Raw genomic sequence first — 25,000 nt, forward strand, 5'->3', positions numbered from 1 at the left:
CGCCCGTCCCAGAGTGCAGATCATCACGCGGTCCCCCTGCTGCCGCCGGGCCCGACGCGGATACGATCCAGGGAGTCGGACAGCGCTGTCCTTCGTACTCACGTAAGGAGCGCACCTGTGACCGACCAGCACGACCACGACGGCCCGGACGCCGCACTGCGGGCCGACATCCGCCGCCTCGGCACGCTGCTCGGGCAGACCCTCGCCCGGCAGGAGGGCCGCCCGCTGCTCGACCTGGTCGAGGAGATCCGCGCCCAGGTCCGCTCCGACGCCCCGGCCGCCGCCCAACGGCTCGCCGGCCTCGACGTCACCACCGGCACCAAGCTGGCCCGGGCCTTCTCCACCTACTTCCACCTGGCCAACATCACCGAGCAGGTGCACCGGGCGCGGGACCTGCGCCGCCGCCGGGCCATGCACGGTGGCTGGCTGGACCAGGCGGCCAAGATGATCGCCGAGCGCGGGGTGCCGGCCGAGGAGATCGCCGCGGCGGCCCGCCGGCTCGCGGTACGCCCGGTCTTCACCGCCCACCCCACCGAGGCGGCCCGCCGCTCGATCCTGTCCAAGCTGCGCGCGGTCGCCGACGAGCTCGACGCTGAGACCACCAACGCCATCCTCTACGGGGCCAGCGACGAGGGGCCGGCCAACCGGCGCCTGGCCGAGCTGCTGGACCTGATGTGGCAGACCGACGAGCTGCGGCTGGACCGGCCGGACCCGACGGACGAGGCCCGCAACGCCATCTACTACCTGCGCGACCTGCACGCCGAGGCCGCCCCGCAGGTCCTCGACGACCTCGCCGACACGCTGCGCACCCTCGGCGTGGAGACCTCCCCGACGGCCCGCCCGCTGACCTTCGGCACCTGGATCGGCGGCGACCGGGACGGCAACCCGTTCGTCACCCCGACGGTCACCCGTGAGGTGCTGCGGATCCAGCACGAGCACGGCATCGAGGCCACCGAGAAGGCGATGGACGAGCTGATCAGCGAGGTCTCCGTCTCCCGCCGGCTGCGCGCGGTCTCGCTGGACCTCTCCGCCAGCCTCGCCGCCGACCTGGACGCGCTGCCCGAGGTCGCGCCCCGGTTCCGCCGGGTCAACGCCGAGGAGCCCTACCGGCTCAAGGCGCGGTGCGTGAAGGCGAAGCTGGCCAACACCCGGGAGCGGCTGCGCACCGGCACCGCGCACGTGCCGGGGCGGGACTACCGGGGCTCCGCCGAGCTGATCGCCGACCTGGAACTGCTGCGCGCCTCGCTGGCCCGCAACTCCGGGCAGCTCACCGCCGTGGGCCGGCTCGCCTCCACCATCCGTACGGTGTCCGCGTTCGGGCTGCACCTGGCCACCATGGACGTCCGGGAACACGCCGAGGCGCACCACGCGGTCCTCGCCCAGCTCTACGCGGCGGTCGGCGAGGTGTCCGACTACCCGTCGCTGAGCCGGCTGGAGCGCACCAAGCTGCTCGCCGACGAGCTGGCCGGCCGCCGGCCGCTCTCCACCCTGGACACCCCGCTCACCGAGAACGCTCGCAAGACGTTCGACGTGTTCACGGCGATCCGCGAGGCGCAGGACCGGTTCGGCACCGAGGTGATCGAGTCCTACATCATCTCGATGACCCTGGGCGTGGACGACGTGCTCGCCGCGGTGGTGCTGGGCCGCGAGGCCGGCCTGATCGACGTGCACAGCGGCCGGGCCCGGATCGGCTTCGTGCCGCTGCTGGAAACCCCGGCCGAGCTGAACGCCGGCGGCGAGCTGCTGGACGAGCTGCTGTCGCTGCCCGCGTACCGGGCGCTGGTCTCGGCCCGGGGCGACGTGCAGGAGGTGATGCTGGGCTACTCCGACTCCAACAAGGAGGCCGGCATCACCACCAGCCAGTGGTCGATCCACCGGGCCCAGCGGGCGCTGCGTGACGTGGCCGCCCGGCATGGCGTACACCTGCGGCTGTTCCACGGCCGGGGCGGCACCGTCGGCCGGGGCGGCGGCCCGACCCACGACGCCATCCTGGCCCAGCCGTACGGCACGTTGGACGGCGCGATCAAGGTCACCGAGCAGGGCGAGGTCATCTCCGACAAGTACACGCTGCCCGCGCTGGCCCGGGAGAACCTGGAGCTGACCGTGGCCGCGGTGCTCCAGGCGACGCTGCTGCACACCGCGCCCCGGCAGCCGGCCGAGATGCTGGAACGCTGGGACGCCACCATGAACGTGGTGTCCGAGTCGGCGTTCCGGTCCTACCGGTCGCTGGTCGAGGACCCGGACCTGCCGGCGTACTTCTGGGCCTCCACCCCGACCGAGTTGCTGGGCCAGTTGAACATTGGCTCCCGTCCGGCGAAGCGGCCGAACACCGGCGCGGGCCTGTCCGGCCTGCGGGCCATCCCGTGGGTGTTCGGCTGGACGCAGACCCGGCAGATCGTGCCCGGCTGGTTCGGCGTCGGGTCCGGCCTGGCCGCGGCCCGGGCGGCGGGCCTGGAGGATGTGCTCGCCGAGATGCACCGGAACTGGCACTTCTTCCGCACGTTCCTGTCGAACGTCGAGATGATGCTGACCAAGACCGACCTGACCATCGCCCGCCGGTACGTGGAGACGCTGGTCCCGAAGAAGCTGCACCCGATCTTCGACCAGATCGAGCAGGAGTACGAGCTGACCAAGCAGGAGGTGCTGGCGGTCACCTCGTCGCCGGCCCTGCTGGACAACTCCCCGGTGCTCCAGCGCACCCTCGCGGTGCGCGACACCTACCTGGAGCCGCTGCACCATCTCCAGGTCGCGCTGCTGCGCCAGTACCGGGACTCCGGCGCCGCCGGCCGGGCGGTGGCCACCGCGCCGGGCGGCCGCCGCGCCCCGAACGACAGCACGGCGCTGGAGCGGGCGCTGCTGACCACGGTCAACGGCATCGCCGCCGGCATGCGCAACACGGGCTGACCCGGTCGACGGACAACGGCCCCGGTCGCGCCGACCGGGGCCGTTGTCCGCTACGCGGGCCTACCAGTCGCCGCCGCCGAAGTCACCGCCACCGAAGTCACCGCCGCCGTAACCGCCGGAGTAGTCGCCCTGGCCGGCGAAGTCCTGACCCTGGTCGCCGAAGTCCTGGCCCTGGTCGCCGAAGTCCCCACCCTGGTCCTGGCCGTCGTCGAAGCCGTCGTTGAAGCCCTCCTGGTAGCCGGCCTCGTAGCCGTAGCCGGGATCGGCGAAGGCCGGCGAGAAGAGCGCGTCGGCGATCAGCAGGCCGCCGAGCACCCCGGCGCCGGTGCCGAGCGCGGTCTTCCACCACGGCGTCGAGTACCAACCGGCCGGCACCGGCCGGCCCTGCCAGGTGCCGCCCGGGTAGTAGTAGGGCGTCTGGTTGCCCGGCTGCGGGCCGGCCCGGTAGGTCTGCCCCTGCACGTTGACCTCGCGCTCCTTGGTCAGCGTCCCGGCGCCCCGGGCGGCGGCCAGCGGCGGCAGCTCCGGGCCGGGGTCGATGCCCATCGCGGTGCGGGCCGCCCGGATGTACGCCAGCCCCTCCAGCGCGGTCTCCCGGGCCAGCGCGAACTGGTGCGGGGTGGCCGCCTGCTCCAGCTGGGAGCCGGCCGCGTTGTACCGCTCCCCCGCGTCGGCGAGCGCCTGCCGGACCGCCGGGGCGTCGCCGTGCAGGTTCATCAGCTGACCGCCCAGCCGCTCGTACCAGCGCTGCGCCTCGGCGCGCGCGTCCGCCAGCTCGGTCGCCCGCCGGGACCTGCTTCCCCACCGCCAGAACACGAGCGCACCTCCGAGCATCAGCACCAGGACGAACCACAGCGCAACTTTCATGACTCGACGGTACCCACCGGGGGCACGTCGTACCCGTTTGGCAAGCTTCGGAGGGTGACGAGCTTCGCAACGCTGGCCGTGGTGATCATCTGCCTCGCCGCGGGCGGCGCGGTCGGCTGGCTGGCTGCCCGAGCCCGCTCGGCGACCGAGATCGCCCGGCTGGAGGCCACGCTCGCCGCCACCCGGGAGGGCGAGGGGCGGCTGGAGCAGTCCATGCGGGCGCTCAGCTACGAGGCGACGGCGCAGTCCCAGGAGGCCGTGGCGCGGGCCGTGGCCCCGCTGCACGAGACCCTCCGCCGCTACGAGCAGCGGGTCGTCGAGCTGGAGCGGGACCGGGTCGACGCGTACGCGGAGCTGCGCGAGCAGGTCCGCGCGATGAGCACCGTCTCCGGCGAGCTGCGCACCGAGACCAAGCAGCTGGTGGCCGCGCTGCGTGCGCCGCAGGTGCGGGGCCGCTGGGGCGAGCACCAGCTCCGCCGGATCGTGGAGGCGGCCGGCATGCTGGAGCACTGCGACTTCAACGAGCAGGTCACCGCCGCCACCGACCACCAGGGGGTCCGCCCCGACCTGGTGGTCCGGCTGCACGGCGGCCGGACGGTGGTGGTCGACGCCAAGGCGCCCTTCGAGGCCTACCTGACCGCCATGGAGGCGCGCGACGAGCGGGGGCGGGACACCCAGCTCGACGCGCACGCGCGGCACCTGCGCGGGCACGTGGACAGCCTTGCCGCCAAGTCCTACTGGGCGGCGTTCGACCAGGCCCCCGAGTTCGTGGTGCTCTTCGTGCCGGCCGACCCGTTCCTCGACGTGGCGCTGCAGCGTGACCCGACGCTGCTGGAGCACGCCTTCGCGCGCAACGTGGTGCTGGCCACGCCGGCCACGCTGGTGGCGCTGCTGCGCACGGTGGCGTACTCGTGGCGGCAGGAGGCGTTGGCCCGCAACGCCGCCACCGTGCACTCGCTGGCCCGTGAGCTGTACGGCCGACTGTCCACTCTCGGCGACCACGTCGGCAAGCTCGGCGCGTCGCTGGGCGGGGCGGTGACCGCGTACAACCGGGCGGTCGGCTCGCTGGAGGCACGGGTGCTGGTGAGCGCCCGCAAGCTGGCCGAGCTGGGCGTCTCCGACCAGGAGCTGATCGCTCCGGCGCAGCTCGAGGTGACGCCCCGCCAGCCGCAGGCGCCCGAGCTGGCCGAGGGCGCCCCGATCGTGCGCTATCCGCGGGACATGTCCGACTGATTCGACGGTCGGCCGCTATCACCCGAACGGTCGTCCGACCTGGACGATCGACGTGCCGCAATGCCGGAGTTAGTGGTTGTCACCCGGCAACCGTTTCGGGCACTGTGACAGAGTTGCTCGGCCCACGACACAACGAGGTCACAACTCGCAGCGCGCCAGTGACAGTCGCGCGCCGATCATCGAAGATCCATCTCATCCGCCCTGCATCCCCCAGGGCTCCTTTCTCGTCGGAGGAAGCGAACGTGGACAAACCCCCAAGCTGGACGCGTCGCGTCTCGGCCGGCTTCGCGGCGTCGGTCGTCGCTGCCGGTGCGCTCACGCTGACGGCCAGCGCTACCAGCGCGAGCGCCGCACCCCAGGCACCGGCCAAGGCCCCGAAGGGCCATGGGTCCGACAAGCTCGGATCGCACGACCACGAGCTGCTCGCCCAGGCCCGGGCCAAGGGCGACAAGCGCGTGGTCCTGATCGTCGCCACCGACAAGGGCAAGGCCGGCACTGTCGCCGACGAGCTCCGCAAGCTGGGCGCCACGGTGGCCAAGGAGGTGGATGGAGTCGGATACGTCCGCGCGTCCGTGCCCACCGACGCCGTGCTCCAGGCCGCGAAGCTGCCCGGCGTGGCGGCCATCGACCTGAACGAGTCGATCCCGCTGCCGAAGCCCGAGCCGGTCACCGGCTCCGCGGAGGGAGCAGCGCAGGCCGCCGCCGCGGCGGCACCCGGTCCGGACACTCCGGCCGCCAACCCGTACATGCCGACCAACGAGACCGGTGCCGTCGCGTTCAAGCAGACCCACCCGGAGTGGGACGGCCGCGGCGTGACGATCGGCATCATGGACTCCGGTGTGGACCTCGACAACCCGGCGCTCCAGACCACCTCCACCGGCGAGCGCAAGATCGTCGACTGGTTCACCGCCACCGACCCGCTGCTGGACGGTGACGGCACCTGGCGCGCCATGCTGACCGAGGTGACCGGGCCGACCTTCAGCTACGCGGGCGCCACCTGGACGGCGCCGGCCGGCACCTGGCGGATCAACCGGTTCTCGGAGAGCATCACCGCCAACGACGAGCCCGGCGGTGACATCAACAAGGACGGCGACAAGACCGACACGTTCGGCATCCTGTACGACTCGGCGAGCCACGACATCCGGGTCGACACGAACCAGAACCGCGACTTCACCGACGACCCGGTGATGCGCCCCTACCAGGAGCGCTTCGACGTCGGCCACTTCGGGACCGACAACCCGGCCACCGCGATCGCGGAGCGGACCCCGTTCGTCGTCGAGTACCGCGAGGACGTCGACACCACGCCCGCCGGGCTGCCCGGCAAGGCCGACTTCGTCAACATCGGCATCGTCGAGGCCCAGCACGGCTCGCATGTCGCCGGCATCACCGCGGCGAATGACATGTTCGGCGACGCCGCGTTCGACGGGGCCGCGCCCGGCGCCAAGCTGGTCTCGGCCCGGGCCTGCAGCTGGGGCGGCGGCTGCACCTACGCGGCGCTCACCGACGGCATGGTGGAGCTCGTGGTCAACCGGCACGTCGACGTGATCAACATGTCGATCGGTGGCCTGCCCGCGCTCAACGACGCCAACAACGCCCGCGCCCAGCTCTACGACCGGCTGATCAACGACTACGGCGTGCAGCTGTTCATCTCGGCGGGCAACTCCGGCCCGGGCACCAACACCGTCGGCGACCCGTCGGTGGCGAGCAGCGTGGTGAGCGTGGCCGCCGGGATCAGCAAGGAGACCTGGCTGGCCAACTACGGCTCCGAGACCCGGACGCCGTACCAGCTGTTCAACTTCTCCTCCCGCGGGCCGCGGGAGGACGGCGGATTCAAGCCGAACATCACCGCACCCGGCTCGGCCATCTCCACCACGCCGCTGTGGCAGCCGGGCGGACCGGTACCGGAGGCCGGTTACCAGCTGCCGCCGGGCTACTCGATGCTCAACGGCACCTCGATGGCCTCGCCGCAGGCCACCGGCGCGGCGGCGCTGCTGCTCTCGGCCGCCAAGGCCAACGGGTTCGGGGTCTCCCCCGCCGAGCTGCGTCGCGCGATCTACTCCTCGGCCAAGTGGATCGAGGGCGTGCCGGCACACGGCCAGGGCAACGGCATGTTCAACACCGTCGGCGCCTGGAACCTGCTCGCCGGCCGCGGTCTCCAGCCGCGGAACTACGCGGCCACCGCGCCGGTCTGCTCCGCGCTGTCCGGCTACCTGGCGACTCCGGGCACGGGTACCGGTGTCTACAACGCGTGCGCCGCGAGCCAGGGCGGTCAGGCGCCCAACGTGGACAAGACCTACACTCTCACCTTCACCCGGACCACCGGTCCGGACCGGCCCATCCGGCACGACGTGAGCCTGCTGGGCAACGACGGCACGTTCCGCGACTACCGGCACAGCCTGGTGCTGCCGTTGAACACGCCGGTCAAGCTCCAGCTCGAGACCAAGGGCGGGTACGGCGTGCACAGCGCCGTCATGCGGGTCGACGACCCGGCCACCCCCGGCGTCGACTTCGAGGTGCTCAACACGATCGTCATCGGCCAGGACGTGAGCGCCCCGGACTACCGCGTCACCACCTCCGGCTCGGTGGACCGCAACGGGTTCACCTCGTACTTCGTCAACGTGCCGGCGGGCGCGTCGGCGCTGCAGGTGAACCTGTCGGGCCTGGCCAACGGCTCGCAGACCCGGTTCATCGCGTTCAACCCGTACGGGGTGCCGGTCGAGAGCACGGCCAGCACCGGCTGCTACAACAACTTCACGAACCCGGCCAACACCTGCAAGGCGGACGAGCGCGACTACGCCAACCCGCTGCCGGGCCTGTGGGAGATCGAGGTCGAGTCGCGGCGTACCTCTCCGCTGCTGGCGAACCCCTTCACGCTCACTGCCGCGGTGCAGGGCGTGACGGTCGACCCGGCGACGGTGGAGCTGCCGTCGGTCACCGCCGGTCAGGCCACCCCGGTGACCTGGAGCCTGACCAACGCCTTCGGTCCGGTGACGGTGAGCGGCAAGGGCGGCCCGCTGGGCAGCGCGGCGGTCAGCCGACCGACCATCGCGGACGGTGAGCAGCAGACGTACCACGTGACCGTTCCGGCCGGCGCGACCCGGCTCGACGTGGCGATCAACAACCCGAGCGACCCGAAGGCCGACCTGGACCTGGTCGTCCAGCGCAACGGGGTCCGGGTGGCCTCGTCGGCCGACGGTGACTCGGACGAGTCGGTGTCGATCGCGAACCCGGCCGCCGGCACCTACGACGTGATCATCGACGGGTACTCCGTGCCCGCCGGCACCACGACGTACGACTACCGGGACGTGTTCTACGCCGCCGCGCTCGGCAGCCTGGACGCGACCGCGACCACCGTGGCGCTGGGCAACGGCGCGTCGGCCAGCCTGAGTGGCTCGGTGACGGCGCAGTCGGCGCCGGCACCGGGTCGCCGCCTCTTCGGTGAGCTGCTCGTGGTCACCGACCAGGGAGCGGTCGTCGGGCGCGGGAACGTCTCGATCGGTGCCGTGAACTGATCATCTGGTAGGACCACGGAGCCCGTCCCCGGACCCGGGGGCGGGCTCCGTGCCGTCGGGCCGGGTCAGGCGCGGCGGGCGGACTCCACGACGAACGGGGTGCCCTGCTGGCAGGTGGTCATCATGTCCGGCTGCGGGTGACCGGTGACGGTGACCCGGGCCCCGGGCGTCAACACGTCGCGCGGGCCGCCGACCAGCAGGTTGCCGTCGAGCAGCAGGCAGTTCGGCTCCACCCCGGCCTGCACCGTGCCGGTGAGCGTGGCGGCGCCGGGGCCGGGCGGCTTCGACGGGCCGCCGGGCTTCGCGGGTGTCGGGTCGACCGGGTTCTGCGGGTCACCCGGCGTGCCGCTCGGGTCCGGGCTGGGCTGGCTGGTCACCGAGGCGGCTCCCGTCGGTCCGGGGCTGGTGGGCGTGGTGCCGGGGCTGCCGGGCTCGACGCCCGGGCCGGCGCAGGCGCTCAGCGCCAGACCGGCGACCAGGGCGACGAGCGCCGTCCGAGGAGTCTTCATGCCCGGTTGGACGTGCTTCGCGGGGAATCCGTTCCGGCGGGTCAGCCCCGGCCGGCGGCGGCCTTCAGGTCCCGCTTGAGCTCCTGCGGCAGCGAGAAGGTCAGCCGCTCGTTGGCGGTGGTGACCTCGTCGACGTCGGTGAAGCCCCGCTCGGCCAGGTGCGCGAGCACCTGCTGGACCAGCTCGTCCGGCACGCTGGCGCCCGAGGTGACGCCGACCGTGCGGGCGTCAGCCAGCCAGGCGTCGTCGATCTCGTGGGCGAAGTCGACCAGGTGCCCGGCCCGGGCGCCGGCGTCCAGGGCGACCTCGACCAGGCGCACCGAGTTGGAGGAGTTGCGCGAGCCGACCACGAGCACCACGTCGCAGTCCGGGGCGATCTCCTTGACCACGTGCTGCCGGTTGGAGGTGGCGTAGCAGATGTCGTCACTGGGCGGCGACTGGAGCAGCGGCAGCTTCTGCTTGAGCCGGGCGACGGTCTCCAGGGTCTCGTCGACCGAGAGGGTGGTCTGGGAGAGCCAGACGACCTTGCTCGGGTCCCGCACGGTGACCTTGTCGACGCCGTCCGGGCCGTCCACGAGCTGGATGTGCGCCGGGGCCTCACCGGCGGTGCCGATGACCTCCTCGTGCCCCTCGTGGCCGATCAGCAGGATGTCGTAGTCCTCGGCGGCGAACCGCCGGGCCTCCTGGTGCACCTTGGTGACCAGCGGGCAGGTCGCGTCGATCGCCTTGAGCGAGCGCTCCTTGGCCTGCTCGTAGACCTCGGGGGCGACGCCGTGCGCGGAGAAGATCACGGTGGCGCCCTCCGGCACCTCCTCGTTCTCCTCCACGAAGATCGCGCCCTTGGCCTCCAGGGTCTGCACCACGTGCTTGTTGTGCACGATCTGCTTGCGGACGTAGATCGGGGCGCCGTAGAGCTTCAACGCCTCCTCGACGGTCTGCACCGCCCGGTCCACGCCCGCGCAGTAGCCGCGGGGCTTGGCCAGGAGCACGCGCTTGCCGGTCCGGGGAGTGGTCTCAGCCTCAGTCACCCGACCATCGTACGTGCCCGGTTTTCGCCCGACAGCGCCTGCGACCCGGACCACAGCCGGGGCACCGGCTGGCCGGGTGGGCGGACCGGTGGCGCGTACGGCCACCGGATGACCCGTTCCGGTCACGAGAGGACGCGCGCGGCGGTGTCGGCCCCGGGCCGTAGGGTGGGCGGGTGAGCACGGGCGAGGCGGGGCAGGGCGGCGAGGCGGGCCGGAGCACGTCGGAGGAGCCGTGGCCGGTCCGGGTGGTCAGCCAGAAGATCAGCGCGTGGATCGCCCGGCTGGGCTGGGTCTGGGTGGACGGGCAGGTCGCGCAGATCAGCCGGCGGCCCGGCGCGACGACCGTCTTCCTCACCCTGCGTGACCCGTCCGCCGACCTCAGCCTCACCGTCACCACCAACCGGGACGTGCTCGACGCGGGCGCGCCCGAGCTGCGCGAGGGCGCCCGGGTGGTGCTGCACGCCAAGCCGGAGTTCTACGCCGCCCGGGGCACGCTCAGCCTGCGCGCCGACGAGATCCGTCAGGTCGGTCTGGGCGAGCTGCTGGCCCGGCTGGAGAAGCTCAAGAAGCTGCTCGCCGCCGAGGGGCTCTTCGACCGGGCCCGCAAGCGCCGCCCGCCGTTCCTGCCCGGGCGGATCGGTCTGATCACCGGCCGGGCCTCGGCCGCCGAGCGGGACGTGCTCACCAACGCCCGGCGGCGCTGGCCGGCGGTGGATTTCCGCACGGTCAACGTCGCGGTGCAGGGGCCGAGCGCGGTGCCGCAGATCGTCGACGCGCTGAAGGTGCTCGACGCCGATCCGACCATCGACGTGATCGTCATCGCCCGGGGCGGGGGCAGCATCGAGGACCTGCTCCCCTTCTCCGACGAGGCGCTGTGCCGGGCCGTCTTCGCCTGCCGCACGCCGGTGGTCAGCGCGATCGGCCACGAGACGGACGCGCCGCTGCTCGACTACGTCGCCGACGTCCGCGCGTCCACGCCGACCGACGCCGCCAAGCGGATCGTTCCCGACCTCACCGAGGAGGTCCGCCTCATCGGCCAGGCCCGCTCGCGGCTGGAGCGGGCGGTGCGCAACCTGGTCGACCGGGAGTCGCACCGCCTTGACCTGCTCCGGTCGCGCCCGGTGCTGGCCCGGCCCCAGGTGATGGTGGAGCAGCGGGCGACCGAGGTGACCGCGCTGCGCGACCGGGCCGGGCGGTGCCTGGACCACCGGCTCGGCGCCGCCGGCGACGACCTGCGACACACCCTGGCCCGGCTGCGGGCCCTCTCCCCGGCGGCGACCCTCGACCGGGGCTACGCGATCGTCCAGCGGGCCGACGGCCACGTGGTCCGCGCGGCGTCCGAGGTGGCCAAGGGCGATCCGCTGCGGGTACGGCTCGCCGAGGGCGAGCTCGCCGCGACCGTGGACGGCTGATGGAATGGGACCGATGACTGACGAGAAGAAGGACGAGCGGCTCAGCTACGAGCAGGCCCGCGCGGAGCTGGCCCAGGTGGTCGAGCGGCTGGAGGCCGGCGGCACCTCGCTGGAGGAGTCGTTGGCGCTCTGGGAGCGCGGCGAGCAGCTCGCCGGGATCTGCCAGCGCTGGCTGGACGGCGCCCGGGCCCGAATCGACGCCGCCCGGCAGCGCGCCGAGGAGTAGGCGGGCACGCCCACGGGACGGCCGGAGCCGTCCCGTGGGGCGTGCCGGGTTCAGTTGAACAGGTTGTAGAACTCCGCCGGCGCCTCGACGACCTGGTCGGCCGGGGGCTTCTGCGCGGCGGTCGCGTTGCCGTAGTCCGTGTACGTGATCTTGATGTCCTGGGCGGCGCTCTGCCCGGCGGCGGGGACCTGCAGCACCAGCTCGCTGAGCCGGCCCTGCGGGTCGACCTTGGCGGTGAACGGCACCGTCTGCGCCTGCGCGCCGAGCGCGGTGATCACCGCCGGGTCGAGCGAGCCGGCCTCGGCCGCCTTCGAGATGTCGACGGTGCCCGCGTACGCGCCGTCGCCGGTCTGGTGGACCTCGGTGATCCCCTGGGTCAGCACGGCGCTGCCCGCCGGGTCGAGCTTGTCGAAGTCGAAGCCGAGCGCCCGGTTGCCCTTGATCCGGGTCTGGTCGAGGTGCTGGTACTTGCCGAGGTTGAGCTTCTGCACCCCGGGGACGCTGCTGGCGGCCTTCCCGCCGAGCTCGACCTTCACCCAGCTGTCCGGCTTGTAGTGGATCAGGTCCAGCTTCATCATCAGGTCGGACGACGCGTCGCCGATCGTCATCCGCATCTGTGCGCTCTGGCTCGGCTCGTGCACCTGCCCCTCGGCGGTGGAGCCGGCGCCGGACATGGTGAACCGGAAGTTCCCGTCGCGGATGGCGTTGGTGGAGTCGAGCAACGCCTGCTTGGCGTCGCCGGTGCCCGGCGTGCCGCTCGGGGCGATGCTGCCGGAGACCGTCGGGGACGCGGAGGCCCCCGCCTCGCCGGTCCCGGTGCCGTTGCAGGCCGTCAGGCCGGGGATGAGCAGCGCCGCGGCGAAGGCCGCCGCGCTGAAGCGTCGAATCTTCACGTGAACTCTCCAGGTGGGTCGTCCGGCCCACGGAGGCGCCGGAGGCGGTGCGCCGCAGCCCTGGACGCCGGCTCCGGCGCACGAGCCCCGTCGCGCCGCGGTGACGGCGATGGGCTCGCGTCCTCTTCTGTTCCCTGAAGCGGTGTTGCGCAATCCCTGTCCGGTCCGAGCGGCCTGCGCCCGCAGCTCGGCCCGGTCAGCGCAGCGCGGTGGCGAGCTGGCGCAGCTCGTTCTCCCGGGCGTCACCGACCACGATCACCGTGCGGTTCGGCTGCATCAGGACCAGGGCCCGCTCGTTGTTCCGGGCGCTGTACCGCTGCCAGCTCCCGCCGGGCAGCTCGGCCGGCCCCTGCGGCTGGCCGCCCTTCAGCTCGGCCGGCAGCAGCTTGTCGGCGGGCACGTTGCTCTCCACCAGCTGCGCGCCCCGGCCCTCCGGAGTCAGGTAGCCGATCCGCAGCGTCGCGCCGCCCGGCTCCGCCTGGTAGCGGGCGCTGACCGTACGCCAGCCGGAGGCCAGCCCCGCCGGGCGGCTGACCGGGAAGGCACCCGCCGCCTGGGCCTGCTCGACGGCGGGTCCGGGGTCGACGCGGGCCGGCTCGTCCCCGCCCAGGAAGCCCCGGTAGAAGGCGAGCAGCAGCACGATCGGGACCAGCAGCACCAGCAGCGAGAGGGCCATGTCCCGGGGCGACCGCTCGGAGCGCGACTTCTCCTTACGGGCGGGCGGCGCCGGCTGGTCGCCGGAGACGGCCGGGTGGGGGCCGGCCCCGCCCCGGGCCGGCCCGTCGACCGGCTCGACCAGGGCCGGCTGGCCCGCGTCGGCCAGCGGCGCGAGCCCCGCCGACGGTTCGACCAGGGCCGCCTCTCCCGCCTCGGCGGTCGGCCCGGCGGTCGACCGGACCGGCGGCTGGCCGTCGGGCGGGGTGGGGTCGGACGGTACGCGGTCGGCAGGCTGTGCGGGTTCCACCCGGCCATTCTCGCAGCCGTCCGGCTGGCGTGATCCTGGCCTCCTCCGCCCCGCTCCGGCGCCGAACCTGAGATCGTGTGAGGATCAGCGACAAAGCCGGCGGCGGCGACGGCCGCATCCCGCCGGTCCACCCCGCAACGTCGCGAGGAGGAAGCCGTCATGTCAACCATCAGGACGCGGACCCCGCAGAACCTCGACCGCAACCTCGCCCTCGACCTGGTCCGGGTCACCGAGGCCGCAGCCATGGCCGCCGGCCGCTGGGTCGGCCGGGGCGACAAGGAGGGCGGCGACGGAGCCGCGGTCGACGCCATGCGGAAGCTGATCAACTCGATCCCGATGCGCGGTGTCGTGGTGATCGGCGAGGGCGAGAAGGACAACGCCCCGATGCTCTTCAACGGCGAGGAGGTCGGTGACGGGACCGGTCCCGAAGTGGACGTGGCGGTCGACCCGATCGACGGGACCACGCTGATGAGCAAGGGCATGCCGAACGCCCTCGCGGTGCTCGCGGTGGCCGAGCGCGGCGCGATGTTCGACCCGAGCGCGGTCTTCTACATGGAGAAGCTCGCCGTCGGCCCGATGTACGCCGACGTGGTCGACATCAACGCCGGCGTGGCCGAGAACATCCGCCGGATCGCCAAGGTCAAGGGCGCCGACGCGGCCGAGGTGACGGTCTGCGTCCTGGACCGACCGCGCCACGACGACCTGGTGAAGCAGATCCGGCGTACCGGGGCCGGCATCCGGCTGATCTCCGACGGCGACATCGCCGGCGCCATCGCGGCGGCCCGCGGCGAGTCGGACGTGGACGTGCTGATGGGCGTCGGCGGCACCCCGGAGGGCATCACCGCGGCCTGCGCCCTCAAGTGCATGGGCGGGATGATGCAGGCCAAGCTCTGGCCGAAGGACGCCGAGGAGCGGGAGAAGGCGCTCGCCGCCGGCCACGACCTGGACCGGGTGCTGTTCACCGATGACCTGGTCACCGGGGACAACTGCTTCTTCGTGGCCACCGGGGTCACCTCCGGCGACCTGCTGCGCGGCGTGCGCTACCGGGCCGGCGGCGCGTACACCCAGTCGATCGTGATGCGGTCCAAGAGCGGCACGATCCGGGTGATCGACTCGTACCACCGGCTGGAGAAGCTCGCTCTCTACTCGGCGGTCGACTTCGACGGCCGCCCCCTGGCCGAACAGGAGTGACGGCGACCGGGACGGCGGCGCGCCCGACGCTGTCGACCACGCGGCGGATCGCCGGCATCGGGCTGGCCACCGCCTCGGGAGTCGCGGTGGCCGTCCAGTCCCGGATCAACGGCGAGTTGGGCGTACGGCTGGCCGACGGGATCGCCGCGGCGGTGGTCTCGTTCGGCTTCGGCCTGCTGATCCTGCTGGTGCTGGTCCCCGCCACCGCGGGCGGCCGGCGCGGGCTGGCCGCCCTCCGGGCGGCGCTACGGGACGGCTCGCTGCGCCCGTGGCAGTGCCTCGGCGGGGTGTGCGGGGCCTTCCTGGTCGCCACCCAGGGGTTGACCATCGGCACGCTCGGCGTGGCCGTGTTCACCGTGGCCGTGGTGGCCGGGCAGTCCGGCAGCAGCCTGCTGGTGGACCGGGCCGGCATCGGGCCGACCGGGCGGCAGCCGGTCACCCCGAGCCGGCTGGTCGGCGCGGTGCTCACCGTGCTGGCCGTGGTGCTGGCGGTGGGCGACCGGCTCGGCGAGCCGGGTGCCCTGGCGCTGGCCCTGCTGCCGCTCGCGGCCGGGGTCGGCATCGCCTGGCAGCAGGCGGTGAACGGCCAGGTGCGGGCGGCGGCCGGCAGCGCCATGACGGCCACCCTGGTCAACTTCTCCGTCGGCACGGTGGCGCTGCTCGCGACCTTCGCGGCGGACGTGGCGGTGCGGGGCCGCCCGGCCGGCGGCTTCCCCGGCGAGCCGTGGCTCTACCTGGGCGGCCCGATCGGCATCGTGTTCATCGCGCTGGCCGCCGCGATCGTCCGCTTCACCGGGGTGCTGCTGCTCGCCCTGGCCACCATCGCCGGCCAGATCGTCGGGGCGGTGCTGCTGGACGTGCTGCTCCCGACGGCGGCCTCGCACCCCGGGCTGAACACCCTGCTCGGCGCGGCGCTGACCCTGGTCGCGGTGCTCGTCGCCGCGCTGGGACCGCCGCCGCGCCGCTGACGATCAGCCGCGCAGCCCCGCCACCGTCTCCTTGACCACCCGGTCCAACGGGGTGGGCTCGATGCCGAGGGTCGCGGTGGCGGCCGTGGCGTCCATCACGAACGGCCGGTCGAACTGGTAGGCGGTCTCCCGCAGCTCACGGGCCATCGGGTTGGCGAGGCCGCCGAGCCAGAGCACCGGGTAGAGCATCCGGGTCAGCTTCGGGGCCGGCGCTCCGACCAGGGCCGCCGCGCGGGCGGCCAGCTCCCGCATCGGCACGGCGGGCGCGCTCGGCACGTGCCAGGGCCGCCCCCAGGCCCGCTCGTCGGTCGCGGCGGCGACCAGGGTACGGGCGACGTCGGGAATGTACGTCCAGGTGTGCGGGGCGTCCCAGTCGACCGGCAGGAACACCCGCTGCCCGGCGAGCACCCGGGGCAGCACCATCATGGCCAGCGAGGTCCCGCCGACGCCGACGTAGTCGGAGCCGCGTACCTCGGTGACCCGGGCCCGCCCGGCCTGGTGCGCGGCGAGCGCGTCGGTCCACATCCGGTTCCGGACCCGCCCCTTGGTGCCGGCGGCGGCGAGCGGGGTGTCCTCGGTCATCGGACCGTCCACCGGCCCGTACCCGTAGAGGTTGCCCACGGTGGCGAGCACCGCTCCGGTCCGCTCGGCGGCGGTGAGCAGCGCGGCGGCCAGCGGCGGCCAGTCCACCGGCCACCGGTGGTAGGCCGGGTTGGCGCAGTTGTAGAGGGCGGCGGCGCCCTCGGTCAGGGCGGCCAGCCGGTCCGCGTCGGCGGCATCGGCGGCGGTCCGCTCGACCGCCGGATGCTCGGGTCCGGTGCCGCGGCGGGTCACCACGCGCACCCGCTCGCCGCGCTCGGCGAGGAGCTGGGCGGTGGCGGTGCCGACGGGTCCGGCACCGACGATCACGTGCAGGGACATGGGTCCACCCTTCGGAAGCAGAAGCCTTCTTCGAGAGCGCCGCTCTCGCAATAGAGCATGCCTCCTCGGACGGGCCGCGTCAAGAGCGGTGCTCTCTGTTTTGATTGGCGCTCTCACACGTGGCAGACTGGGGGCATGGTCGCTCCCTCGCTCCGCGCCCGGGTCCGCGCCGGCATGATCGAAGAGATCAAGACGGTGGCCCGCCGTCACCTGGCCACCGACGGCGCCAATCTCTCGCTGCGCGCCGTCGCCCGGGACATGGGCATGGTCTCCTCCGCGATCTACCGCTACTTCCCCAGCCGGGACGACCTGCTCACGGCGCTGATCCTGGAGGCGTACGAGTCGCTCGGCGACGCGGTGGAGGCGGCGGACGCCGCAGCCGACCGGGCCGACCTGCGCGGACGCTGGCACGCCGTGTGCCGGGCGGCCCGGACCTGGGCGCTCGACCACCCCGCCGAGTACGCCCTGCTCTATGGCAGCCCGGTCCCCGGGTATGCGGCCCCGCAAGATACCGTCGCGCCAGCATCGCGGCCCCCGCTCACCCTGGTCGGCATCCTGCGCGACGGTGTGGCCGCCGGCCGGCTGGATCCGCCCGACGACGACCTGGCCGAGCCGGTTCGCGCCGACCTCGCGGAGTTGGCCGCCAGCTTCTTCCCCCGGCTGCCCGAACCGCTGCTGGCCCGGGGCATGGCCGGCTGGACCCAGCTCTTCGGGCTGATCAGCTTCGAGCTGTTCGGCCGGATCAACGAGATGCTGCCGCACCGCGACGAGTACTTCGACCACCAGACCGGGCTGATGGCCGACCTGATCGGCCTGCCCACCGCCTGACCACGGCCGCACCCTCAACTTCCGTCGGAGGAGTGGCCGGGGAACAGGTGGGCGGTCGGGTCGATGACCACGGCCGCGTTGTTCACCGCCGTGGCGGCCTCGCCGAAGCCGGTGGCGATCAGCCGGACCTTGCCCTGGTATTCGGTGATGTCGCCGGCCGCGAAGACCCGGGGCAGGTTGGTGGCCATCGCACTGTCCACCACGATGTGCCGCCGGTCCAGCTTCAGCCCCCACTCGGCGAGCGGCCCCAGGTCGGCGGTGAAGCCGAGGGCGGCGACCACGCTGTCCACCGGCAGGGTCTCCACCGCGCCGCCGCGTACGGTGAGCTCGGCCCCGGTGACCCGGCCCTCGCCGTACAGCCCGGTCACCTCGGCGTTGACCACCACCCGGACCGGCAGAGCGTGCACCCGCGCCACGGTCGAGGCGTGCGCCCGGAACTTCTCCCGCCGGTGCACCAGGGTCACCGACCGGGCGATCGGCTGAAGCGTGACCGCCCAGTCGAAGGCCGAATCGCCGCCGCCCACGATGAGCACGTCCCGGCCGGCCAGCTCCGCGGGCTGGGGCACGAAATAGACGATCCCGGCGCCCACGAAGCTGTCGGCCACCGGCAACGGCCGGGGCGTGAAGCTGCCCAGCCCGCCGGTCACCACCACCGCGCCGCAGCGCAGCTGCTCGCCCCCGGCGAGGCCGAGCACCGGCCGCCCGTCGACGTACGACAGCTTCTCCGCCCGGGTGCCGAGCAGGTACTCGGGGTGGAAGGGCGCGGCCTGGGCGACCAGGTTCGCCACCAGTTCCCGCCCCTTGACGGCGGGGAACCCGGCGACGTCGAGGATGAGCTTCTCCGGGTACATGGCGGTGACCTGGCCACCCGGCTCGGGCAGCGCGTCGATCACCGCCACGGAGAGGCCGCGGAACCCGGCGTAGTACGCGGCGAAGAGCCCGGCCGGACCGGCCCCGATCACGGCGACATCGACCTCGCGCATGGCAGACCGTCACTTTCGCCCACGGATCAACGCGTGTTGATCCCGACGGTAGGCGGCCCGGGGTGGCCCGGCAAGCACCTCCCGGCCACGGTTCGACGGCCGGTCAGGGCAGCGTGACGGTGGGCGACCCGGTCGGGTCCGGGTCGGACAGCTCGGCCCGGCGGCGGCGGAACAGGATCGCCGCGACGATCCCGCCGAGCAGCCCGAACAGATGTCCCTGCCAGGAGATGCGCTCGTCGGTGGGGAGGATGCCGAGCAGCTGCCAGCCGTAGAGGAGGCCGACCAGCAACACCACGCCGAAGTTCCACCAGCTCCGCTCAACCACGCCCCGGGTGAGCAGGATGCCGAGGTAGCCGAAGATGACGCCGCTCGCGCCGACCACCACCGAGTTCGGCGACCCGGTGAACCACACCCCCAGCCCGCTGACCAGGATGATCACCAAGGTCGACCAGAGGAACCGGCGGGTGCCGGCCGCCAGCACGAAGGTGCCGAGCAGGATCAGCGGGATGCTGTTGCTGTAGAGGTGGTTCCAACCGGCGTGCAGGAACGGCGAGAAGACGACCCCGTCGAGCCCCTGGATCCGGCGCGGGATGATCCCGGCGGTCACGTCGAGATTGGCGTGCAGGCCGACGTCGAGCGCCTCGATGAGGAACAGCACCGGCACGAACGCGCACATCGCCACGAAGGCCCGGCCCAGGGAGGCGTAGAACGCCTCGGTGCCGAACCGGTGGGGATCGCCGCCCGTGGGGCCGCCGCGCCAGGTCACGTACCAACAGCTATCAGCAATCGGGGCCGACCGCCACTCGTGCGCCGCGCCACGCCGAAGCACGACGGCGGCGGGGTGTGCGGATCCCCACACACCCCGCCACCGTCAGTGTCCGGTCAGTACCAGCCGGTGCTCTGCGAGTGCTGCCAGGCACCGCAGGGGTCGTCGTACCGGCCCTCGATGTAGCCGAGGCCCCACTTGATCTGGGTGGCCGGGTTGGTCTTCCAGTCGTCGGCGACCGAGCCCATCTTGCTGCCCGGGAGCGCCTGCGGGATCCCGTACGCGCCGGACCCCTCGTTGTAGGCCTTGTGGTTCCAGCCGCTCTCCTTGGTCCAGAGCTTGTCCAGACACGGGAACTGGTCGATGCCGAAACCCTCGTCCAGCATGATCGCGCAGCCGATCTGCCGGTTGCCGCTGTACTCCTCGCAGGAGGTCGGGATCGGACCGTCGTACGGCTTGGCCCTGGCCGCGGCCTCCCGCTCCTTCTTGCGGGACGCGGCTGCCGCCTCGGCCTCCTTGGCCCGCTCGGCGGCCTCCTTGGCCGCCGCGGCGGCCCGCAGCCGCGCCTGGTACTCGGCGGCCCGCTGCTTGGCCGACGCCAAGCGGTGGTCGGTCTGCCGGTCCCGCTGGTACGCGTACTCGGCCCGGTCGACCTCCAGGCCGACCTGCGCGGTCAGGCCCTGTTGCTGGGTCTGTCGGTCTTCGCCCAGGTAAAAGCCGCCGGCAACGCCCACGGAGAGCAGTGCGACAGCGGCCGTACGGGCGCCGAACCGGCTCCACAGCCGACTCACGAAGTGGTCCCTTCGTCGGGGGCAAGGACACGGCGCGTCGGCTGGCCCTCGTGGCCACGCCGGCGCCGTGAGCGCCCCGACCCCTGCGGTCGCAGCCGACGCACCATGGTCCGTGGCTCTCCGCCGTCCTGCGGCGAACGATGCTCGACGATCTTCCTGGTGCGTGGGCGCTCGATGGACACCATTGCGCACAGTGAGGCGGTTGGGAAACCAAGAGGGCCATTTGTGATCTGCGCCACAAAGTGAAGCCACTCAAAGCGGGACATAAAGGCCGGCGAATGGGCCTCAGAGCGGGATGTCCTCCAACAGATCCGTGACCATGGCGGCGATCGGAGAACGCTCCGAACGGCTGAGGGTGACGTGCGCGAAGAGCGGATGGCCCTTCAACGCCTCGATCACCGCGGTCACCCCGTCGTGCCGCCCCACCCGCAGATTGTCCCGCTGCGCCACATCATGGGTGAGCACCACCCGCGACCCCTGGCCGATCCGGGAGAGCACGGTGAGCAGTACGCCCCGCTCCAGCGACTGCGCCTCGTCGACGATCACGAAGGCGTCGTGCAGGCTGCGGCCCCGGATGTGGGTCAGCGGCAGGACCTCCAGCAGACCCCGCGAGGTGACCTCCTCCAGCACGTTCTCGTGCACCACCGCACCGAGCGTGTCGAAGACCGCCTGCGCCCAGGGGGACATCTTCTCCGTCTCGGAGCCCGGCAGGTAGCCGAGCTCCTGGCCGCCGACCGCGTAGAGCGGGCGGAAGACGATCACCTTCTTGTGCCGGCGGCGCTCCATCACCGCCTCCAGCCCGGCGCAGAGCGCCAGGGCGGACTTGCCGGTGCCGGCCCGACCGCCCAGCGAGACGATGCCGATCGACTCGTCCAGCAGCAGGTCGAGGGCGACCCGCTGCTCCGCCGAGCGGCCGTGCACCCCGAACGCCTCCCGGTCACCCCGGACCAGCCGGACCGTCTTGTCCGGCAGCACCCGACCCAGCGCCGAGCCCCGCCCGGAGTGCAGCACCAGCCCGGTGTGGCAGGGCAGGCCGGCGGCGGCGTCCAGGTCCAGCGCCTCGCCCGCGTACAGCCGGGCGATCTCCTCCTCGGCCAGTTCCAGCTCGGCCATGCCGGTCCAGGTCGGATCGCTGGCCTGGCCGTGCCGGTACTCGTCGGCCGGCAGGCCCACCGAGGCCGCCTTCACCCGCAGCGGCATGTCCTTGCTGACCAGGGTGACCTCCCGCCCCTCGGCGGCGAGGTTGAGCGCCACGGAGAGGATCCGGGCGTCGTTCGACTCGGTGCGGAAGCCGGGCGGGAGCACCCCGTCGTCGGTGTGGTTCAGCTCCACCCGCAGGGTGCCGCCCTGGTCGTTGGCGGGGATCGGCCGGTCCAGCCGGCCGTGCTTCACCCGCAGCTCGTCCAGCATGCGCAGCGACTGGCGGGCGAACCAGCCCAGCTCGGGGTGGTGCCGCTTCCCCTCCAGCTCGGAGATGACCACCAGCGGCAGCACCACCTCGTGCTCGGCGAAGCGGTGGAAGGCCGCGGGATCGGAGAGGAGGACCGAGGTGTCCAGGACGAAGGCCTGGCCGGCTGGTCGAGGCTCCTCGGTGCCGGCCGACCCGGCGGCCGCGGTGCGGCGGCTGCGGGTGGTGCGGCGGGTCGTGGCGGTCGCGGCCGGGGTCTGGTCGGCACCAGCGGGGGTACGGCGAGTGGTCACAGGCCTGCTCCGCGGATGGGCACCCGGCCACCCGAGTTCCGCCTCGTCCGGTGCCCGGTGGACACGGGGTCGGATGCGGGCCCCGTGCGCGAGGTCGCAGGTCCGGGCTGTCCGGCCGGCCCGGGAAAACCCCGGTGCCATGCCTAGACGCTAATGCCACGAACGCCCGTCGGCTAGGGGTCGCCGTGGATCACACTTGACCGGAAGGTGAAGGGTGCGCGGCGAGCCGGCCGGGATGCGTGCCCCCTGCGCGCATCCCGGCCGGCGGAGCCACCGTCACCGGTCTGACGTGGCCCCGACGGTGCGTGTCCGCCGCGGACGACGCACCGTGCCCTGGGCGGGTCTCAGCCCTGCCGGCGGACCAGGGTTCCGGTCTGCCGGCCGCCCGCCGAACCGGCGGACGCGCTGAACGAGGACCCGGTGTACGTGGTGCCCTGCCGGGTGACGAGGCCGCCGAGCTGAGCGGTCGCGGTGGCGGTGGCGCGCGGGGACGGGCCGGCCGCCGGCCGGGCGGTGACCGCGGCCGGGACGGCCGTGCCGGCGAAGGGGACGGCGGCGCGGGTCGCGGTGGCGGTCATCGACATCGGAGTGGGCCGGGTCGCCGACGAGCCGATCACGGCCTGCGCGTCGCGGCGCCGCCGGTTCCAGGCGCCCCGGTCCCCGTCGAAGTATCCCTGCCGGTAACCGAACCGGTAGCCGATCCGGTAGCTGAGCTGGCCGTGCAACCGCCCCGCCGCGTAGCAGGTCGAACCGAGCACGAGGACGAGGACGACGGCGAGGAACGGGCTCATCCCGCCCCTCCGGTGGGCGTCGGGGACAGCCGGCTCATCGCTCCTCCGGCTCGACCAGGGGGTCGGCGACCAGCAGCCGCTCCAGGTCCTCGGTGCTGACCTCCTCGACCAGCTCGACGCTGATCCGGCAGCCCTCCAGCATCACCTCGGCGACCGAGGCCCGGCGGATCTCGCCGCCGGCGTCGTAGACCCGGACGCTCAGTTCCGGGCAGCCGAGGTGGGTACGCCACGCATTCCACTCGTCCCGGTCACCGACGCTGAGGGAGAGGTACCGGCAGCCCCGGGCGAGGTAGAGACGCCACGGGGCGGTCAGCCCGGCGGCCACCCCGTCCGCGATCAGGCCGAAGGCCTGGGCACGGGTCGCGAGCTCGGTCACGAGACCCCCTCGGCAACCGCGGAGTGACGCATATGAGCACTCGTCGTCTCATGCACGTGACACACCGTAAGTTGTCCCATGAGCGTGACAGTATCAGCTTTTCGTCTGTTTACCGCCGTACTGGCGTCTATCTATTCTGCCCGGGTGACACCCCTCAGGAGCAGCACAGAATCGTTTACCGGAAATCCGGGCCAGCCGTCACATCAGCGTGACAGCAGCGCGCCGGGCCGCGCCGGAGCGGCGGACTGGCCGTACGGTCACGGGGTGAGCGAGACCGCCAACGCACGGAAGATCGCCTTCGCCACCTTCGTCCGCCGCGCGCTGGACGACGCGCGCGCCATGCGGGCGTGGAGCGGCACCGAGGTCTCCCGGCGCACCGGCGTCTCCCGGCAGACCATCAACCGGTGGGTGCGCGGCGACTGGGCGAGCGACCCCGAGGTGGAGCGGGTGGTGGCGTTCTGCGAGGGGCTGGGCCTCAACCCGGCGGCGGCGTTCGCCGCGCTGGACTGGGACCGGGCCGCCGCTCCGCGCACCACCCCCACCCCGCCGCCGATGGATCCCGACGTCGAGGCGCTGCTGCGCCGGCTGGTCGACCCGAACGTCTCCGAGGCGGAGAAGTTCCACATTCGAGAAACCATTCGCTACCTCGCCTATCGCCCGACCATGCCCGTCGATGCCGGAAAACGAGGCAGGCAGGCCGGATAGACGACACGCCGCGGGGTTCCGCAAATGGCGAAAGAACGGTACGGCAGAGCTGATTGTTCCCCTCCGGGGCCGGAAGGGGCGCGCTAGCGTCCCTATTCGTACTGCTCGGGGCTCGTCGTCGGCGGGGGGACGGGACAAGGCCGAACTCAGCCCTGCGGGACAGAAGGAGGGGTCTGTCCATGACCCTGAAATGGTTGGCAGTCGTGGTCGCGGTGGTGTCGGTGACATCGTGCGTGACCGGCAACGTGGTGGTCGGCGTACTGGACGGCGGGCAGCTTCCCCTGGTCGTCAACCTCTTCGCCCTCACCACGGCCGGCACCGCGGTGGTCCTCGCCGTCGTCGCCGAACTGCACGACCGGCTCAACGATCGGGTCAGCGCGCTCACCGAGTTCCTCGTGGCGCGGCTCAACGAGATCGAGGCGCACACCGGCGACCGGAACACCGGATTCGTGGAGGGCTACCTGCTCAGCCACGGTCAGGAGGCGGCCGTGCTGCCGTTCGGACGCCGGGGACGGGGAGCCGCCGAACGGTGATTCCCGCGCCGGCCGGGCGTCACATCTCGGCCACGAATACGCCGCCCTGCCCGGGGTACGCTGTCGCGCGTGCCGCCGTTGAATCTGGGCAACCAGCAGCCGAAGACCCCGTTGGACGCCGAGCACGCGTGGCGCGCCACCGCCGCCCGCGCGGCCGACGTGGTGTTCTTCTTCGACTTCGACGGCACACTCGCGCCGGTCGACGACGACCCCACCGCGGTCCAGCCCGCCCCGAAGGTGCTCGCCGCGCTGGAGGCCCTCGCCCCCCGCGTACGCCGGATCGCCATCGTCTCCGCGCGCCCGGTGGAGTTCCTCCGCGACCACCTGGGCGGCCTCGCCGGCATCGACCTTTACGGCCTCTATGGCCTGGAGCACAGCCACTCCGGCGGTGAGACGGTCACCGAGCCGGCCGCCCTGCCATGGGTGCCCACCATGGCCGAGCTCGCCGAGCAGGCCCGCGCCGAGCTGCCGCCCGGCGCCCTGGTGGAGTTCAAGCGGCTCTCCGTCGCCCTGCACTGGCGCACCGCCCCGCAGCTCGGCGACCTGGTCCAGGAGTGGGGCCGGGCCCAGGCCGACCGGCTCGGCCTGCGCTGCCAGGCCGGGCGGATGGTGCTGGAGCTGAAGCCCCCGGTCGACCGGGACAAGGGCATGGTCATCGGCGAGATGGTCCGGGACGCCGGCGGCGCCTGGTACTTCGGCGACGACGTCTCCGACATCAGGGCCTTCGCGGCGCTGCGCGCCCGGGCCGCCGCCGACCCCGAGTTCCTCGGCGTGTGCGTCGCCGTCGCCAACTCGGAGACCGGCCACGAGGTCGCCGACGCCGCCGACCTCACCCTCGACTCCCCCGCCGCCCTGGCCGACTTCCTCACCAAGGCCCTCCCCCACCTCCCCTAACCCC

At 73.0% G+C, this 25,000-nt stretch carries 23 protein-coding genes; 11 read left to right on the top strand and 12 right to left on the bottom strand.

What is annotated here, in order from left to right:
- Positions 1–117: 117 nt before the first annotated feature.
- Positions 118–2,904, top strand: coding sequence for a phosphoenolpyruvate carboxylase (ppc, locus tag Q2K19_RS06730; RefSeq protein ID WP_302768489.1), 2,787 nt, complete (start codon positions 118–120; stop codon positions 2,902–2,904).
- Positions 2,905–2,964: 60 nt separating this feature from the next.
- Here ppc and Q2K19_RS06735 read toward each other — a convergent pair whose 3' ends face one another.
- The gene (locus tag Q2K19_RS06735) at positions 2,965–3,771 is read right to left on the bottom strand and encodes a hypothetical protein (protein WP_302768492.1); all 807 of its coding nucleotides are present in this window, start codon (positions 3,769–3,771) and stop codon (positions 2,965–2,967) included.
- Positions 3,772–3,825: 54 nt separating this feature from the next.
- Between Q2K19_RS06735 and rmuC the strand changes: the two genes are divergently transcribed.
- Both rmuC and Q2K19_RS06745 read left to right on the top strand, forming a co-directional pair.
- A complete protein-coding gene (gene rmuC / locus Q2K19_RS06740) occupies positions 3,826–5,004 on the top strand; it encodes a DNA recombination protein RmuC (RefSeq protein WP_302768495.1) in 1,179 nt (392 codons plus the stop codon).
- 242 nt (positions 5,005–5,246) lie between these two features.
- Entirely contained in the window at positions 5,247–8,516 is a 3,270-nt protein-coding gene (locus Q2K19_RS06745) for a S8 family serine peptidase (RefSeq protein ID WP_302768496.1), read from the top strand.
- Positions 8,517–8,581: 65 nt separating this feature from the next.
- Here the strand turns inward: Q2K19_RS06745 and Q2K19_RS06750 are convergent, their stop codons facing one another.
- The gene (locus Q2K19_RS06750; RefSeq protein ID WP_302768497.1) at positions 8,582–9,025 is read right to left on the bottom strand and encodes a hypothetical protein; all 444 of its coding nucleotides are present in this window, start codon (positions 9,023–9,025) and stop codon (positions 8,582–8,584) included.
- Between the two features lie 41 nt (positions 9,026–9,066).
- On the bottom strand, positions 9,067–10,053 hold the full coding sequence (locus Q2K19_RS06755; RefSeq protein ID WP_302768498.1) for a 4-hydroxy-3-methylbut-2-enyl diphosphate reductase: 987 nt from the start codon (positions 10,051–10,053) through the stop codon (positions 9,067–9,069).
- A gap of 245 nt (positions 10,054–10,298) precedes the next feature.
- On the opposite strand from Q2K19_RS06755, the gene xseA reads away from it, so the two are divergent.
- Positions 10,299–11,465, top strand: a complete 1,167-nt coding sequence (xseA, locus tag Q2K19_RS06760) for an exodeoxyribonuclease VII large subunit (protein ID WP_368046143.1) — start codon at positions 10,299–10,301, stop codon at positions 11,463–11,465.
- A gap of 13 nt (positions 11,466–11,478) precedes the next feature.
- A complete protein-coding gene (locus Q2K19_RS06765) occupies positions 11,479–11,691 on the top strand; it encodes an exodeoxyribonuclease VII small subunit (protein ID WP_302768502.1) in 213 nt (70 codons plus the stop codon).
- A gap of 50 nt (positions 11,692–11,741) precedes the next feature.
- Here Q2K19_RS06765 and Q2K19_RS06770 read toward each other — a convergent pair whose 3' ends face one another.
- Together Q2K19_RS06770 and Q2K19_RS06775 are read right to left on the bottom strand one after the other, a co-directional pair.
- Positions 11,742–12,584, bottom strand: coding sequence for a hypothetical protein (locus Q2K19_RS06770; protein WP_302768504.1), 843 nt, complete (start codon positions 12,582–12,584; stop codon positions 11,742–11,744).
- Positions 12,585–12,780: 196 nt separating this feature from the next.
- Positions 12,781–13,548: a DUF4245 domain-containing protein gene (locus Q2K19_RS06775; protein ID WP_302768507.1), complete on the bottom strand. Its 768-nt coding sequence runs from the start codon at positions 13,546–13,548 to the stop codon at positions 12,781–12,783.
- Between the two features lie 159 nt (positions 13,549–13,707).
- On the opposite strand from Q2K19_RS06775, the gene glpX reads away from it, so the two are divergent.
- Positions 13,708–14,739 carry a class II fructose-bisphosphatase gene (gene glpX, locus Q2K19_RS06780; protein WP_302768509.1) on the top strand — a complete coding sequence of 344 codons (1,032 nt, stop codon included), beginning with the start codon at positions 13,708–13,710 and terminating at the stop codon, positions 14,737–14,739.
- Positions 14,736–15,707 (top strand): DMT family transporter, encoded by a 972-nt coding sequence (locus Q2K19_RS06785; RefSeq protein WP_302768512.1) that lies wholly within the window; start codon positions 14,736–14,738, stop codon positions 15,705–15,707. The genes glpX and Q2K19_RS06785 overlap by 4 nt, the downstream gene beginning before the upstream one ends.
- A gap of 3 nt (positions 15,708–15,710) precedes the next feature.
- Here Q2K19_RS06785 and Q2K19_RS06790 read toward each other — a convergent pair whose 3' ends face one another.
- Complete coding sequence (locus tag Q2K19_RS06790; protein WP_302768514.1) at positions 15,711–16,628, bottom strand: NAD-dependent epimerase/dehydratase family protein; 918 nt, start codon at positions 16,626–16,628, stop codon at positions 15,711–15,713.
- A gap of 135 nt (positions 16,629–16,763) precedes the next feature.
- Here Q2K19_RS06790 and Q2K19_RS06795 point away from each other — a divergent pair, with 135 nt between their 5' ends.
- Positions 16,764–17,456, top strand: coding sequence for a TetR/AcrR family transcriptional regulator (locus tag Q2K19_RS06795; RefSeq protein ID WP_302768516.1), 693 nt, complete (start codon positions 16,764–16,766; stop codon positions 17,454–17,456).
- Positions 17,457–17,470: 14 nt separating this feature from the next.
- Here the strand turns inward: Q2K19_RS06795 and Q2K19_RS06800 are convergent, their stop codons facing one another.
- The 6 genes from Q2K19_RS06800 to Q2K19_RS06825 all read right to left on the bottom strand — a co-directional run bounded on the left by Q2K19_RS06800 (position 17,471) and on the right by Q2K19_RS06825 (position 22,864).
- Positions 17,471–18,439: an NAD(P)/FAD-dependent oxidoreductase gene (locus Q2K19_RS06800; protein ID WP_302768517.1), complete on the bottom strand. Its 969-nt coding sequence runs from the start codon at positions 18,437–18,439 to the stop codon at positions 17,471–17,473.
- A gap of 103 nt (positions 18,440–18,542) precedes the next feature.
- Positions 18,543–19,205 (bottom strand): rhomboid family intramembrane serine protease, encoded by a 663-nt coding sequence (locus tag Q2K19_RS06805; protein WP_302768520.1) that lies wholly within the window; start codon positions 19,203–19,205, stop codon positions 18,543–18,545.
- A gap of 116 nt (positions 19,206–19,321) precedes the next feature.
- Positions 19,322–19,996: an aggregation-promoting factor C-terminal-like domain-containing protein gene (locus tag Q2K19_RS06810; RefSeq protein WP_302768522.1), complete on the bottom strand. Its 675-nt coding sequence runs from the start codon at positions 19,994–19,996 to the stop codon at positions 19,322–19,324.
- A 285-nt stretch (positions 19,997–20,281) separates the two neighbouring features.
- Positions 20,282–21,697, bottom strand: a complete 1,416-nt coding sequence (locus Q2K19_RS06815) for a PhoH family protein (protein WP_302768523.1) — start codon at positions 21,695–21,697, stop codon at positions 20,282–20,284.
- Between the two features lie 344 nt (positions 21,698–22,041).
- A complete protein-coding gene (locus Q2K19_RS06820) occupies positions 22,042–22,488 on the bottom strand; it encodes a hypothetical protein (RefSeq protein WP_302768524.1) in 447 nt (148 codons plus the stop codon).
- A 34-nt stretch (positions 22,489–22,522) separates the two neighbouring features.
- Complete coding sequence (locus Q2K19_RS06825) at positions 22,523–22,864, bottom strand: hypothetical protein (RefSeq protein WP_302768525.1); 342 nt, start codon at positions 22,862–22,864, stop codon at positions 22,523–22,525.
- Between the two features lie 264 nt (positions 22,865–23,128).
- On the opposite strand from Q2K19_RS06825, the gene Q2K19_RS06830 reads away from it, so the two are divergent.
- From Q2K19_RS06830 to otsB, 3 genes are all read left to right on the top strand, one after another.
- The gene (locus tag Q2K19_RS06830) at positions 23,129–23,569 is read left to right on the top strand and encodes a helix-turn-helix domain-containing protein (RefSeq protein WP_302768527.1); all 441 of its coding nucleotides are present in this window, start codon (positions 23,129–23,131) and stop codon (positions 23,567–23,569) included.
- A gap of 179 nt (positions 23,570–23,748) precedes the next feature.
- Positions 23,749–24,102, top strand: a complete 354-nt coding sequence (locus tag Q2K19_RS06835; protein ID WP_302768530.1) for a hypothetical protein — start codon at positions 23,749–23,751, stop codon at positions 24,100–24,102.
- Positions 24,103–24,171: 69 nt separating this feature from the next.
- Positions 24,172–24,996 carry a trehalose-phosphatase gene (gene otsB, locus Q2K19_RS06840; RefSeq protein WP_302768531.1) on the top strand — a complete coding sequence of 275 codons (825 nt, stop codon included), beginning with the start codon at positions 24,172–24,174 and terminating at the stop codon, positions 24,994–24,996.
- Positions 24,997–25,000: the final 4 nt, after the last annotated feature.

Source organism: Micromonospora sp. NBRC 110009 (assembly GCF_030518795.1).
Taxonomy (GTDB): domain Bacteria; phylum Actinomycetota; class Actinomycetes; order Mycobacteriales; family Micromonosporaceae; genus Micromonospora.